This is a genomic window from Ferranicluibacter rubi (assembly GCF_011603255.1).
Classification (GTDB): domain Bacteria; phylum Pseudomonadota; class Alphaproteobacteria; order Rhizobiales; family Rhizobiaceae; genus Ferranicluibacter; species Ferranicluibacter rubi.
Genome location: NZ_JAANCM010000001.1, coordinates 651139 through 664827 on the forward strand (window position 1 = coordinate 651139; position 13689 = coordinate 664827).

General features: G+C 64.0%; 12 protein-coding genes. 5 read left to right on the top strand and 7 right to left on the bottom strand.

Annotated elements, in window-relative coordinates; genetic code table 11:
• The first annotated feature begins 21 nt into the window (after positions 1-21).
• The gene (locus tag G8E10_RS03135; RefSeq protein WP_167126743.1) at positions 22-888 is read left to right on the top strand and encodes a C40 family peptidase; all 867 of its coding nucleotides are present in this window, start codon (positions 22-24) and stop codon (positions 886-888) included.
• 10 nt (positions 889-898) lie between these two features.
• Here G8E10_RS03135 and G8E10_RS03140 read toward each other — a convergent pair whose 3' ends face one another.
• From G8E10_RS03140 to G8E10_RS03170, 7 genes are all read right to left on the bottom strand, one after another.
• A complete protein-coding gene (locus G8E10_RS03140) occupies positions 899-1861 on the bottom strand; it encodes a 2-hydroxyacid dehydrogenase (protein ID WP_167126745.1) in 963 nt (320 codons plus the stop codon).
• A gap of 36 nt (positions 1862-1897) precedes the next feature.
• Complete coding sequence (locus tag G8E10_RS03145) at positions 1898-3526, bottom strand: ABC transporter ATP-binding protein (RefSeq protein WP_167126747.1); 1629 nt, start codon at positions 3524-3526, stop codon at positions 1898-1900.
• Positions 3523-4020, bottom strand: coding sequence for a type II toxin-antitoxin system VapC family toxin (locus G8E10_RS03150; protein ID WP_167126749.1), 498 nt, complete (start codon positions 4018-4020; stop codon positions 3523-3525). The genes G8E10_RS03145 and G8E10_RS03150 overlap by 4 nt, the downstream gene beginning before the upstream one ends.
• A complete protein-coding gene (locus G8E10_RS03155; RefSeq protein ID WP_167126751.1) occupies positions 4017-4328 on the bottom strand; it encodes a hypothetical protein in 312 nt (103 codons plus the stop codon). Before G8E10_RS03155 ends, G8E10_RS03150 begins: the two co-directional genes overlap by 4 nt.
• A 63-nt stretch (positions 4329-4391) precedes the next feature.
• Positions 4392-5534, bottom strand: coding sequence for an ABC transporter permease (locus G8E10_RS03160; RefSeq protein ID WP_167126752.1), 1143 nt, complete (start codon positions 5532-5534; stop codon positions 4392-4394).
• Positions 5534-6625 carry a microcin C ABC transporter permease YejB gene (locus G8E10_RS03165; RefSeq protein ID WP_167126754.1) on the bottom strand — a complete coding sequence of 364 codons (1092 nt, stop codon included), beginning with the start codon at positions 6623-6625 and terminating at the stop codon, positions 5534-5536. Before G8E10_RS03165 ends, G8E10_RS03160 begins: the two co-directional genes overlap by 1 nt.
• Before the next feature lie 172 nt (positions 6626-6797).
• Positions 6798-8705, bottom strand: a complete 1908-nt coding sequence (locus tag G8E10_RS03170; protein ID WP_167126756.1) for an extracellular solute-binding protein — start codon at positions 8703-8705, stop codon at positions 6798-6800.
• 206 nt (positions 8706-8911) lie between these two features.
• Here G8E10_RS03170 and mepA point away from each other — a divergent pair, with 206 nt between their 5' ends.
• The 4 genes from mepA (at position 8912) to G8E10_RS03190 (ending at position 13674) form a co-directional block, all read left to right on the top strand.
• Complete coding sequence (gene mepA / locus G8E10_RS03175; RefSeq protein WP_167126758.1) at positions 8912-10030, top strand: penicillin-insensitive murein endopeptidase; 1119 nt, start codon at positions 8912-8914, stop codon at positions 10028-10030.
• 74 nt (positions 10031-10104) lie between these two features.
• The gene (locus G8E10_RS03180; RefSeq protein WP_167126761.1) at positions 10105-10518 is read left to right on the top strand and encodes a methylglyoxal synthase; all 414 of its coding nucleotides are present in this window, start codon (positions 10105-10107) and stop codon (positions 10516-10518) included.
• Positions 10519-10706: 188 nt separating this feature from the next.
• A complete protein-coding gene (locus G8E10_RS03185; protein ID WP_167126764.1) occupies positions 10707-11732 on the top strand; it encodes a glucokinase in 1026 nt (341 codons plus the stop codon).
• Positions 11733-11832: 100 nt separating this feature from the next.
• Positions 11833-13674 carry an ABC transporter ATP-binding protein gene (locus G8E10_RS03190; protein ID WP_132664304.1) on the top strand — a complete coding sequence of 614 codons (1842 nt, stop codon included), beginning with the start codon at positions 11833-11835 and terminating at the stop codon, positions 13672-13674.
• Positions 13675-13689: the final 15 nt, after the last annotated feature.

The following is a 13689-nucleotide window of genomic DNA, read 5'->3' on the forward strand; positions in this document are numbered from 1 at the left end:
ACCTCCTTGCATGTGAGCGTAATGACCCATTCCTTCGACCGCAGGCTTCATGCCTTTCGCCCGGATCTTGCGGAGGAGAGCCTGCGCGGTCATGTGGACGCTCTTGCCTATACCGCCGGCTCCTCCGCCGTCTGCTGCGTGCCGGTGATGCCGCTGCGGGCCGAGCCGGATCTTGGCTGCGGCGCCGATACGGAACTGCTGATCGGCGAGACCGTGCGCGTGCTCGACACCTCGCATGGCTGGGCTTGGGTCAAGGCGGACGCGGACAGCTATGTCGGCTATGTCCCGGATTTTGCCGTGGTCAGCATCCAGAAGAGCCCGACGCACATCATCACCGCGCCGCGGACCTTCGTCTATTCCGGTGCGGACCTGCGCTTTCCCACCGTGCAGGCGCTGTCGATGGGCAGCCGCATCACCGCCATCGACGAGCGCGGCACCCGTGGCACGCGCTATTTCCTGCTGGAGAACGGCCAGGCCGTCGTTGCCGGTCACTGCGCGCCGGTCGGCGAAGCGCCGCAGGGCGACTATGTCTCCATCGCCGCACGGTTCATCGAGACGCCCTACCTCTGGGGCGGCCGTTCCGGCTTCGGCATCGATTGCTCGGGCCTCGTGCAACTGTCGCTGATGATGACCGGCGTCGCCGCACCGCGCGACACCGACATGCAGGCCGCATCGCTCGGCCACGAGATCGCCCGAGAGGATCTGCGCCGCGGCGACCTCGTCTTCTGGAAGGGTCATGTCGCCATCATGGAAGACCAGGCGACCCTGATCCACGCTAACGGCAACACGATGACGGTGGCGCGCGAGGGGCTGGACGAGGCCATCGAGCGGATCGGCTGGCTCTACGAACAGCCGACCGCCTTCCGCCGGCCTGTGGAAAGCCTCTGACGCAAGACGATCAATAGCCGGCTGTGCGATCCACCAAATGCTCAAAAGGCAGGCCCGCTTCGTGGCGCTCGATCTGCGTTTCCACGTGACGGAAGAGCGCGCGGACATCCGACGCCGCGGCGGCATGCGGCGTCACGATGACGTTCGGCAACGTCCATAGCGGGCTATCGGCGTCCAGCGGTTCGGTGGAGAAGACATCGAGCGAGGCGCCGTGCAGCACGCCCGAGCGGATCGCCGCGACGATATCGGCCTCGACCTGGCTGCCGCCCCGCCCGGCATTGATGAAACCGGGCGCACCGAACGGTCCCTTACGGCTCAGTTTTGCGAACAACGCCGCATCGAACAGGCCGCGCGTCTCCGCCGTCAGCGGCAGGAGTCCGACGAGGAGATCGGTGCGCGCGAGGAAGGCGTCGAGACCGCTCCCGTCATAGGTCTCGATCCCCTCGATCGTCTTCGGCCGCCGCGACCAGCCGATGACGGTGAACCCCATCGTCTTCAGCTTGCGCGCCGCATCTTGGCCCAGCACGCCGAGGCCCATAACGCCGACGGTCATTTCGCGCGCCTCCGGCTGGGGACGTTCGGCCCAGAGGCCCTGCTTTGCCTGCTTTTCATAGGCAACATGCTGGCGTAGATGCAGCAGGCACTGCAGCACCACCCACTCGCTCATGCGGGTGGTCAGCGTCGGATCGACGAAGCGTATCAGCGGTACATCCGGCAATCCCGGCAGCGTCAGCACATGATCGACGCCGGCACCGCCGGAGAAGACGGCTTCAAGGTTCGGCGCACGGTCGAAGAGGTCGGGCTGCGACTTCCAGACCACGGCATAGCGGGCCTGCGACAGATCGCGCCCCGCATGGGCGGGATCGGCGCGGTTGATGACGTCGCGTCCGGGAAAGGCACGGACGAGGGCTGACTGAACCTCGTCCGCGTTGAACTTCAGGTCGATGACGATGGGAGCGGCGGTCGAGGGCATGATGGTTTCCGGAGGATCTGATCTGACGGCGGCCGTCTACTGGCGGACGGCGGGGACGGGCACGGCCTCAAGGTCGAAGGCGGCGGCCATGAGGGCCTTGGTATAGTCTTCGCGCGGCGCCGTGAAGATAGCCTCGGCCGGCCCCTTCTCCACGACCTTGCCGAGCCGCATGACGATCATATCGTTGGCCAGCGCCCGCACGACCTTGAGGTCATGGCTGATGAACAGATAGGCGAGGCCGTGGCGGGCCTGCAGGTCGCGCAGGAGATCGACCACCTGCGCCTGCACGCTCATGTCGAGCGCCGAGGTCGGCTCGTCCAGCATCACGAATTGCGGCTTTAGCACCATGGCGCGGGCGATGGCGATACGCTGGCGCTGGCCGCCGGAGAACTCGTGCGGGTAGCGCCAGCGCGTGGCCGCGTCGAGGCCCACTTCTTCCAGCGCCGCGGCCACGCGCGCATCGCGCTCCCGTGCCGACAGGGACGGCTCGTGCACCTGCAACCCTTCGCCGATGATGTCGGAGACGGCCATGCGCGGGCTGAGCGAGCCGAAGGGGTCCTGAAAGACGATCTGCATGCGCCGGCGCAGCGGCCGCATCTGGCTGAAGGAATAGCTTTCGATATTCTGGCCCTCGAAGCCGATGCGCCCCTGCGACCCGATGAGCCGGGTCAACGCAAGGCCGAGCGTGGTCTTGCCGGACCCGGATTCGCCGACGACGCCGAGCGTCTGCCCGGCGCGCAGCGTCAGGTCGATGCCATCGACGGCCTTCACGTGATCCACGGTCTTGCGCAGGAAGCCGGCCTTGATCGGAAACCAGACCTTCATATCCTTCGCCTCGATGACGATCGGCTTCGTCTCGTCGGATGCCGGCGGCTTGCCGCGCGGCTCGGAAGCGAGCAGATGGCGGGTATAGGCGTGCTGCGGATTGTTGAAGATCTCGGCCGTCGGCCCCGTTTCGACGATCCTGCCCTTCGTCATCACGCAGACGCGGTCGGCGATCTTGCGGACGATGCCGAGATCATGGGTGATGAACAGCATGGACATGCCATGCTCATCCTTCAACTGCTTCAGAAGCTCGAGGATCTGCGCCTGCACTGTCACGTCGAGCGCCGTGGTCGGCTCGTCGGCGATCAGCAGTTCCGGCCGGTTGGCGAGCGCCATGGCGATCATCACGCGCTGGCGCTGTCCGCCGGAAAGCTCGTGCGGATAGGCCTTCAGGCGTTTCTCCGGCTCGCGGATACCGACCTGCCGCAGGAGCTCCAGCACGCGCGGCCGCGCCTGCGCCGGCTTGATACCCTGGTGAAGATCGAGGATCTCGGCGATCTGCCGCTCGATCGAATGGAGCGGATTGAGCGACGTCATCGGCTCCTGGAAGATCATCGTGATGTCATTGCCGCGCACCTCCCTCAGCTCGGCATCGCCGATCTTCAGGAGGTCGCGCCCGTTGAACAGGATCTCACCCCCCGGATGGCTGGCGGCGGGATAGGGCAGAAGCTTCAGGATCGAATTGGCCGAGACCGACTTGCCGGACCCGGATTCGCCGACGAGTGCGACGACCTCGCCCTTCGCGATATCGAACGACACCCGATCGACCGCCAGAGACGTCTTGCCGCCCTGGTGGAAAGCCACGGAGAGATCGCGCACGGACAGGAGCGGTTCGGTCATGGGGACAGGGATTCCAGGAGGGTGGTGAGTGTGGGGATGTCAGGGGCGGCCATTTTGATCGAAGCGGCCTTCCGCACGCCATAGCGGAGGTTGTAGATTTCATCGACCTTCCGCAGATCACGATCATCGGTGAGGAAGAGCGAGCATTCACATCCAAAAGCTGTTGAAAGGTGAATGGCGTCAGGCAGTTTCAACCGTGTTTGCGACCGAAGCACGGCGGCATACCAGAGCACCTGCCGGGAAACGGGTTCGACATCCAGCCAAGCACACTGCCGCACCATATTATCATAACGAGAGATGAGTTCGTCATCGTGATTTTTATAGGGTTTGGTAAGAACCTCGGCCAGCGTGAGTTCACTGGTCAAAATAATGGGTGAATCGGCTGCCTCGGAGATCGAAATCACTTCGATCAATAAGGCTGAACGTTCCGATTTCTCTTCTGCGACGAAAATGAAGGCGTTCGTGTCGAAATAGATCCTTGGCGCCTTCCTCATTCATCATCCCATTCGTCCCGCAGCTCCCGTATCCGGCGAACAGCTTCCTCGGTATCTGTCGTCGATCCGCGCTTTTCCTTGTAAGCTCGAATATCTTTCAACAGATCCGCAAGTTCGATCGGTGCACCCGGCTCGCGATAGGTCGGAAGGAAGAGCGGAGTCTTCTCCGCTACGCCGCGTTCAGGCACATAGGGCGATATGTCCTGTTGTTCGATGACGATTCGAACCGTTGCGTCGGAGTCGAAGCCACTCCTGAGGTCATCAGGAAGTTTCGATGCGGGGTAATGAGCGCGCACGATCTTGTTCATCTCTCGTCCTTCCTTTGTATTGCCGTGCAACAATCATACCGCCAATACCTTCATCTGACGAGGTCACCCAAACGTCTTTCGCGGATCGAACGCGTCGCGCGCGGCCTCGCCGATGAAGATCAGGAGCGACAGCATGACCGACATCACCAGGAAGGCGGTGAGGCCGAGCCAGGGGGCCTGGAGGTTGGACTTGCCCTGCGCGATCAGCTCGCCGAGCGAAGGCGAGCCGGGGGGCATGCCAAAGCCGAGGAAGTCGAGCGAGGTCAGCGTGGTGATGGAGCCCGAGAGGATGAAGGGCAGGAAGGTGAGCGTGGCGACCATCGCGTTCGGCAGGAGATGCCGCCACATGATCGTGGCATTGCCGACGCCGAGCGCCCGGGCGGCGCGGACATATTCGAAGTTGCGCGCCCGCAGGAACTCGGCCCGGACCACGCCGACGAAGCCGACCCAGGAGAAGAGCAGCATGATACCGAGCAGCACGAAGAAGCCGGGCGGCAGGATCGCCGCGATGATCAGCAGGATGTAGAGTACCGGCATGGACGACCAGATCTCGATGAAACGCTGCATCAACAGGTCGGTCCACCCGCCGAAATAGCCCTGGATCGCACCGGCGGTGACGCCGACCACGGCCGACGCGATGGTCAGCGCCAGGCCGAAGAGCACCGAAATGCGGAAGCCGTAGATCGTGCGGGCCGCGACGTCGCGCGCCTGGTCGTCGGTGCCGAGCCAGTTGAAATTGCCGAGCGTGCAGCCGCGATCGGCCTCGCCTTGCGCGTAGCCGGAGCAGCGTTCCGCCGCGTTCATCGTCCAGAAGGGGGCCGTGGGTGCGGAATGCGGGATGTTGGAATTGGCGCTGCGGTAGGAATAGCGGATCGGCGGCCAGACCATCCAGCCATTCGCCTCGATCTCCTCGCGGATGAAGTCGGAGGCGTAATCGGTCTCGGCCAGAAAGCCGCCGAACCTGTCTTCGGGATAGTTGACCAGCACAGGCACCATCAGTTCGCCCTTATAGGAGACGAGGATCGGGCGGTCGTTGGCGATGAACTCGGCGCAGAGGCTGAAGCCGAAGAGCGCGAGAAAGATCCAGAACGACCAGTAGCCGCGCCGGTTGGCCTTGAAATTCTCCCAGCGGCGCTTTGCGACGGGCGACAATCGTCCGGGTCTGGCAACGGTCACGATATCAGGGTTCGCGGTGATGTCCGTCATCAGACGTCCCTCTGCTCGAAGTCGATGCGTGGATCGACCCAGGTGTAGATGAGGTCCGACAGCAGGCTGACGACAAGCCCCATCAGCGAGAAGATGAACAGCGTGCCGAAGACGATCGGATAGTCCCGCTTGACGACGGCGTCGTAGCCGAGACGGCCGAGGCCATCGAGCGAGAAGATGTATTCGGTCAAGAGCGAGCCCGTGAAGAAGGCGGAGATGAAGGCCGCGGGGAAGCCGGCGATGATGATCAGCATGGCGTTGCGGAAGACATGGCGATAGAGCACCTGCCGCTCCGCCAGCCCCTTGGCGCGGGCGGTAACGACATATTGCTTGCGGATCTCGTCGATGAAGGAATTCTTGGTCAGCAGCGTCGTGGTGGCGAAGGCCGATAGCAGCAGCGTGATCAGCGGCAGCGTCATGTGCCAGAGATAGTCGAGGATCTTCTGCCACCAGCTCAGCTGGCTGAAATTGTCCGAGACGAGGCCGCGCAGCGGGAACCAGTCGAGGAAGGAGCCGCCGGCAAAAAGCACGATCAGCAGGATGCCGAACAGGAAGCCCGGAACGGCATAGCCGACGATGACGATGCCGGAGGTCCAGACGTCGAAGCGCGAGCCGTCCGACACCGCCTTCTTGATGCCGAGCGGAATGGAGATCGCGTAGGAGAGGACGAGGATCCACAGGCCGAGCGAGATCGACACCGGCATCTTGTCGAGGATGAGGTCGATCACGGACGTGTTGCGGAAGAAGCTCTCGCCGAAATCGAAGCGCGCATAGTTCCACATCATCGTCAGGAAGCGCTCCAGCGGCGGCTTGTCGAAGCCGAACTGTTTTTCGAGCTTGGCGACGAAGTCGGGATCGAGCCCCTGCGCGCCGCGATAGCTGCCGCCGCTCTGGTCGCCGCCGGAGGCACTCGCAAGATCGCCACCGCCACCCGACAGGCGGTCGCCGCCCTGGTTCGGCCCGGTGAGGTCGGCGATGACCTGCTCGACCGGACCGCCGGGCGCGAACTGGACGACGGCAAAGGAGATGGCCATGATGCCGATGATCGTCGGGATCATCAGGAACAGACGGCGCAGAATATAGCCGCCCATCAGACCCGTACTCCGGCCCGGACTCTGGCCCAGCCTCTGGTCATGATGACGCCGCTATGGCCCCTCTTGTCGTTCAACCCGATTTTCCAATGTCCGATCAATGCGCTGACGTTCCCGTTCCTGATTCGCGGTCTGCCTTATGAAAAGCAGGCCAGTCTGACGTGCAAGGCTTTCATGGAGCTTTCGCGGCGGCCGACCACCAGATCGCGGGAAAGCCGACACTGTATTCCGGCAGGTTTTCAGGATGCGTGAGGTCTCGTGCGTAGGCGATCCGCATGTCGCGCGAGGCGTAGGTCGGAATGACGATCTGCTTGGCCAGCAGCACCCGGTCGAGCGCTTTCGTCGCAGCCACCAGGTCGTCGCGATCTTTTGCGAAGATCACCTTGCGGATCAGGGCATCGACACCCGGATCGGCAAGACCGGAGAAATTCTGCGATCCTTCGCGCGTGGCGGCCGTCGTGCCCCAGAATTCCGTCTGCTCGTTGCCCGGGTTGAGAGACTGCGCCCAGCCGAGGTAGATCGCGTCGAAATCCTTCGACCGCCAACGATTGGTGTACTGGGAGCTATCGACGGTGCGAACCCGTGCCTCGATCCCAATCTTTCGCAGGTTCTGGCTGAAGGGCAAGGCGACCCGTTCGATCGTCGTGCCGTCGAGCAGGATCTCGAATGTCAGCGGCTTACCCGTCTTCGTCTCGATCATCCGGTTGCTCTTCAGCTCATAGCCCGCTTCCTTCAGAAGTCCGATGGCCTTGCGCAGATTGTCCCGCAGCTTTGCCGGATCTCCACCAACGGGATTTGTGTAGGGCTTGGTGAAAACGGTCGGCGGAACCTTGTCCTTCAGCTCCGTCAGGATGTCCAGCTCACGCCCCTCCGGAAGTCCCGAGGACGCCAGTTCGGTCGGGAAGAAGAAGCTGTCGATGCGATCATACTCGTTGTAGAAGATCGTCCGCTTCAACTCCTCGAAATCGAAGGCGTAGTTGAGCGCCTCCCGCACCCTGACGTCCTTGAACGGATCGCGCCGCAGGTTGAGAATGAAGCCCACCATGACGCCGCTGTCCCGGCTGTCGTTCTCCAGCCGCTCGAGCTTGATCCGGCCGTCCTTGACGGCGGGAAAATCATAGGATGTCGCCCAGCGTCTGGCCGAATTCTCCCACCGGTAGTTCGCATTGCCCGACCGAAAAGCCTCGAACGCGACGTCGAGATCTGCAAAATACGTGAAACTGATCGTTCCGAAGTTGTTCTGCCCCACATTGACGTTCAGGTTCCTGCCCCAGTAGTCGTCCCGCCGTTCGTAGCGGACGGTCGAACCGGCTTTCATGGACGTCATCTTGTAGGGGCCGGAGCCCATGGGCATTTCGAGCGTCGTGCGTGCGATATCCCGTGGCTGCCCTTCCGCGTCCTTTCCTTCCCACCAGTGTTTGGGCACGATGAGAAGGCTGCCGGCCACCTTCGGCAATTCCCGGTTTCCAACCTCGTCGAAGGAGAAGGTCACCTCCCGTTCGCCCGTCTTCTCCACCTTGGTGATATGACCGTAATAGGATGCTGCCTTGGGATCGAGCTCCTTGGCCTTGTCGAAACTGAAGATCACGTCCTCCGGCGTCACCGGCGTGCCGTCCGCCCATGTCGCTTCCGGCCGGAGACGGAATTTCGCCCAGGCAAAATCATCGGGAAAGGCGACCGCCTCGGCCAGCAGGCCGTAATCCGTGAGAACTTCGTCCATGGAGGGCTTCATCAGCGTTTCGAACACCAGCCCGACGGACATGCCGGAAGCGCTGGAAACGGGACCGACCACGCCTGCGGCCATCTCGCCTTTGGCCAGCACCGGGTTGAACGTGTCGAACGTGCCCATGGTGGCCAGCCGGACCTCGCCCCCCTTCGGCGCCTGCGCGTTCACATAGTCGAACTGCTTGAACCCTTGCGGATATTTCAGTTCGCCGACGGTCGACATGCCGTGGCGCCATTGCGGGTCCTGCGCCTGCACGGGACTTGAAAAGACGGAGGGTGCGAGGAAGGCGGCGGCGATGAGGCCTAGGGTGCCAAAGGTCAGTGCCGGTGTCGTCCTGCTCGTCGTCTGCCGCATGCGGTTCGTCTCCATGGTCGCGTTCGAAGCACACAATAGGCGAAATGCGGCCGATTGACAGGCGCGGCTCCGGGCAGGGCCTGAAATCCGCCTTCACATCGGCTTGACCGCAAGTCTGACACAAAGACCGTGTGAGAAAGATCCCTCTCTACGACCCACGCACGATCACGCCCACGCCCGACCACGACAGCACCGGACACACCCGCATGACATCGTCTCTCACAAGATTTTCCGCCGGCGCAGGATTTTCAGCCGGCGCCAGAGTCTCGACCGGATGGGCGACCAGAGCGTTCATCGCGGCCGCTCTCATCCTGCCGCTCGGCCTCCAGCCCGCCCTTTCGGCAGAGCCGCAGCCGGCCAAGCAGCTGTTCGGCGGCATGACGCTTCCCAGCAGGACGGCGCCCGCCTCCTTCGGCTCCTACGCCAAGGGGTGCCTGTCCGGCGCGGTCGCGCTGCCGGCCGACGGGCCGACCTGGCAGGCCATGCGGCTCTCGCGCAACCGGCGCTGGGGTAATCCACACATGATCATGTTTCTCGAGCGCTTCTCGCGCGATGCGGCCGAGATCGGCTGGGGATCGGGCATCCTGCTCGGCGATATCTCCCAGCCCCGCGGCGGGCCGATGCTGACGGGCCATGCCTCCCACCAGATCGGGCTCGATGCGGACATCTGGTTCCAGCCCAAGCCCGCGCGGGCGATGAGCGTGGCGGAACGCGAACGGAAGCCGTTCGTGTCCATGCTCGACAAGACCAAGTTCCTCACCGTCAACCCGGAGCGCTGGACGCCGACCCATGCGCGGCTGCTGATGCGGGCCGCGAGCGAACCGGAGGTCGATCGGGTGTTCGTCAACCCGGCGATCAAGAAGAAGCTGTGCGAGACCTGGACCGGCGACCGGACGGCGATGGGCAAGATCCGGCCGATCTACGGCCACGACGAGCATTTCCATATCCGCATCAAGTGCCCGGCCGATTCGCCCGGCTGCAAGCCGCAGGCGGCCGTGGCGCCCGGCGACGGCTGCGACAAGTCGCTCGCCTGGTGGTTCACCCAGGAGCCCTGGGCCAAGCCCAAGCCCAACCCGGATGCAAAGCCGGTCAAGCCGCGCTTCGTCATGCTGTCCGATCTGCCGCAGGCCTGCAGCGGCGTGCTGGCCGCGCCATCCTCGTCGGAAGCCGCATCGACCTTCGGTGGCGCAGTTCCGGTCTCTGCGCCGGCGCCGGCCTCGGCCTTCGTCCCCGCCGCGCCCGACGCCATCATGCCACCCGCCACGATTGACGATCCCTCCGTTCCCGTGCCCACGCGCCGTCCGGTTGCCGGCGGGGTACAGTGACGCGTCCGCACTTTCCTCTTGAATCGATTTAGGTTCCGGGAAATATGAGCGAAGAGGATGATGCGGAGGACGCAATGACGGCTCGCAAATGCATGGCGCTGATCGCGCATGACCTGAAGAAACAGGACATGGCGGAATTCGCCAAGGCCCACGAGAGCGTGCTGGCGGACTGGTGGATCGTCGCCACCGGCACCACGGGCGGTCGCGTGCAGGAGGCCTGCCCTGGCCTCGACGTGACGCGGCTGAAAAGCGGGCCGCTCGGCGGCGACCAGCAGATCGGTGCGCTGATCGCCACCGGCGATGTCGATCTCCTCATCTTCTTCATCGATCCGCTGACGGCGCTGCCGCACGATGTCGATGTTAAGGCCCTGACGCGGCTGGCAACCGTCTACGACATCCCCATGGCGCTCAACCGCGCGACGGCCGAGCGCCTGGTGGATTTCCGGCCGCTCTCAGCACCGGGCGCCGTTACAGTTTGTCAGGGGTAAGTGGAATCCGGTTATCCCGAAGAGACAAACGACGACAAAGGAATCGAGAGTCTGGCTGGTTCAGAATGAACCTGACAGACTCTCGTCTCGACTTTTGCACTGGAGCGGTTCGGCAAAACATGCGAAGCGCTTTCCGCCCGCTGATCCCGGTCGCCCGATCCCATTAGCCCGATCCCTCAGGAGGTTTCATGTCCGCGTCTGCAGAAACGGTTCCCGGTCTCGCCTTTCCCATCCTGATCGGCGATATCGGCGGCACCAATGCCCGTTTCGCGCTGCTGAACGACGAGACCTCGGAACCGGTGGTGTTTCCCGTGGTGCCGACCGGGGGCTATCCGAGCATTCAGGCAGCCCTCGAAACCAGCATTCTCCCGCAAGCAACCGTTCGTCCGCGCTCGGCCATCATCGCGGTTGCAGCCCCGGTCAAGGGCGACGAGATCCCGCTGACCAATGCCGGCTGGGTCATCACGCCGGCCGACATGATCGCGACGCTCGGCCTGTCGGACGTCATCGTTCTCAACGATTTCGAGGCGCAGGCGCTCGCGGTGGCCGCCATCGCCAAGACCGACTGCGCGCAGATCGGCACCGGCGAGCCGCTGGAAAGCGCCTCCTGCGCCGTTCTTGGCCCCGGCACGGGCCTCGGCGTGGCCGGTCTTCTGCACACGCACGCCACTTACTTCCCGGTGCCCGGCGAGGGCGGCCATGTGGATATCGGCCCGCGCACGCCGCGCGATACCGCCATCTGGCCGCATCTGGAGACGATCGAGGGCCGGATTTCGGCCGAGCAGCTGCTCTGCGGCCGCGGCATCGTCAATATATACCAGGCGATCTGCCACACCGACGGGCTGATGCCCGAACACACCGACCCGGCCGATGTGACGTCGGCGGCCCTTGCCGGCACCGACGCGGCCTGCATTGAGACGCTGTCGCTCTTTGCCGGCTATCTCGGCCGGGTGGCGGGCGACATGGCGCTGATCTTCATGGCGCGCGGCGGCGTCTATCTCGCCGGCGGCATTTCGCAGAAGATCCTGCCGGCGTTGCAGCAGCCGGAATTCCGCGCCGCCTTCGAGGACAAGGCGCCGCATTCGGCGCTGATGCGCTCGATCCCGACCTATGTGGTCACCCATCCTTTCGCAGCCCTTGCCGGCCTTGCGGCCTTTGCGCAGACCCCGGCCCGCTTCGGCGTGGCCACCACCGGGCGCCACTGGAAGGCCTGACCGGAACCGAAAAGGGCCGAGACTCGCCAAACGGCTCCGGAGGCACTATAGAGCGCGGCGCAAGCATCCGATAAGGACCGCCCGGTCAGGGAAAGAGCTTTTGAAAGATCAGAAGAAGAAGCACACGCCAGTGGACGCCGAGACGATCACCAGCGTGCTCAAGCGGGTCGCGCGGGAGAACGGGCGGGCACATATCAAGGGCTATCTGTTCGCCATCGCCTGCCTCGCGCTGGTCGCAGCCTCCACGGCGTTCACGGCCTGGATCATGGAAGCCGTGGTCAACGAGGCCTTCGCCAACAAGCGCGCCGACATGGTGCTCATCATCTGCGCCGCCATCTTCGTCGCCTTCGTCGTGCGCGGCTTCGCCACCTACGGGCAGGCGGTCGCCTTGTCGAAGATCGGCAACAATATCGTCGCCAGCTATCAGCGCCGGCTGTATTCGCACCTGATGGCGCTCAGCGTCGGCTATTTCACCGATGCCCGCTCGGCCCGCATTTCCGCCAAGATCAGCCAGAACGTGTCGGGCATCCGCGACGTGCTCAACATGACGGTCACCTCGATCGCGCGCGATCTGCTGACGCTGATCGCGCTGATCGGCGTCATGCTCGGCAAGGACTGGGTGCTGACGATCATCGTCTTCCTCATCGCGCCGCCGCTGCTGATCGGCCTTCGCTACGTGTCGCGCCGGCTGCGCAATGCGACGCGCGAATCGGTCGAGATCAACAGCCACGTGCTCGGCGCCATGCAGGAGACGATCCAGGGGATCACGATCGTCAAGGCCTTCACCATGGAGGAGCAGCTGAAGGGCAAGGTCGAGGCGATCATCCAGCGAGCGGAAAACCGCGCGAACCGCATCGCCCGCCTCTCCGAGCGCACCGCGCCGATGACCGAGACCTTTGCAGGCTTCGCGATCGCCAGCGTTCTCGGCTATGCCGCCTTCCGCTCGATCTACGACAATGTGCCGCCCGGCGCCTTCTTCTCCTTCGTCACCGCCCTCCTGATGGCCTACGATCCGGCCCGGCGCCTCGCGCGCTTGCAGGTGTCGCTGGAGCGTGCTGCGGTCAATGCGCGGATGATCTACGAGGTGCTCGACACGGTGCCGCACCAGCGCGACCAGCCGGATGCGAAGGCGCTGGAGGTGTCCTCGGCGACGATCACCTTCAACAATGTCCATTTCGCCTATGGCAATGGCGACGCGATCCTGAAGGGCGTCAGCTTCGTGGCTGAAGGCGGCAAGACCACGGCGCTGGTCGGCCCGTCCGGTGCCGGCAAGTCGACGGTCATCAGCCTCATTCCGCGCTTCTACGACCCCTCTGTCGGCGAGATCCTGATCGACGGGCAGGACATCGCCCACATCACCAAGCTGTCGCTGCGCAACGGCCTCGCCTATGTCTCGCAGCAGCCTTATCTCTTCGAAGGCTCGATCGGCGACAACATCCGCTACGGCCGGCCGGAGGCGACCGACGAAGAGGTCTACGAGGCGGCCCGGCTTGCCTATGCGCACGACTTCATTCTCGCCCAGCCGCAGGGCTACGATACGCCGGTCGGTGAAAACGGCGTCACCCTGTCCGGCGGCCAGCGCCAGCGCCTCTCGATCGCCCGCGCGCTCGTCCGGCGCGCGCCCATCCTGCTGCTGGACGAGGCGACGTCCTCGCTCGACACCGAATCGGAATCCGCGGTGCAGAAGGCGCTCGACCATGCCATGGACGGCCGGACCGTCGTGGTGATCGCGCACCGGCTCTCCACCATCGTCAATGCCGACAAGATCATCGTCATGCGCGATGGCCTGGTGGTCGAGGAAGGCTCGCATACGGAGCTTGCGGATCGCAAGGACGGGCTTTACGCTCGCCTTCACAATCTCCAGGGCAGCCAGCCGGCCGCCACCATCGAAGATCTGGTCGCGGGCGAAGATCTGGTCGACAGCACGGAAAAGACGCCATGAGCCTTACGATATGAG

Excerpts from the sequence above, each read along its gene's own strand:
- G8E10_RS03135 (WP_167126743.1), top strand. The coding sequence starts at position 22 with ATGACCCATTCCTTCGACCGCAGGCTTCATGCCTTTCGCCCGGATCTT.
- G8E10_RS03140 (WP_167126745.1), bottom strand. The coding sequence starts at position 1,861 with ATGCCCTCGACCGCCGCTCCCATCGTCATCGACCTGAAGTTCAACGCG.
- G8E10_RS03145 (WP_167126747.1), bottom strand. The coding sequence starts at position 3,526 with ATGACCGAACCGCTCCTGTCCGTGCGCGATCTCTCCGTGGCTTTCCAC.
- G8E10_RS03150 (WP_167126749.1), bottom strand. The coding sequence starts at position 4,020 with ATGAGGAAGGCGCCAAGGATCTATTTCGACACGAACGCCTTCATTTTC.
- G8E10_RS03155 (WP_167126751.1), bottom strand. The coding sequence starts at position 4,328 with ATGAACAAGATCGTGCGCGCTCATTACCCCGCATCGAAACTTCCTGAT.
- G8E10_RS03160 (WP_167126752.1), bottom strand. The coding sequence starts at position 5,534 with ATGACGGACATCACCGCGAACCCTGATATCGTGACCGTTGCCAGACCC.
- G8E10_RS03165 (WP_167126754.1), bottom strand. The coding sequence starts at position 6,625 with ATGGGCGGCTATATTCTGCGCCGTCTGTTCCTGATGATCCCGACGATC.
- G8E10_RS03170 (WP_167126756.1), bottom strand. The coding sequence starts at position 8,705 with ATGCGGCAGACGACGAGCAGGACGACACCGGCACTGACCTTTGGCACC.
- mepA (WP_167126758.1), top strand. The coding sequence starts at position 8,912 with ATGACATCGTCTCTCACAAGATTTTCCGCCGGCGCAGGATTTTCAGCC.
- G8E10_RS03180 (WP_167126761.1), top strand. The coding sequence starts at position 10,105 with ATGACGGCTCGCAAATGCATGGCGCTGATCGCGCATGACCTGAAGAAA.
- G8E10_RS03185 (WP_167126764.1), top strand. The coding sequence starts at position 10,707 with ATGTCCGCGTCTGCAGAAACGGTTCCCGGTCTCGCCTTTCCCATCCTG.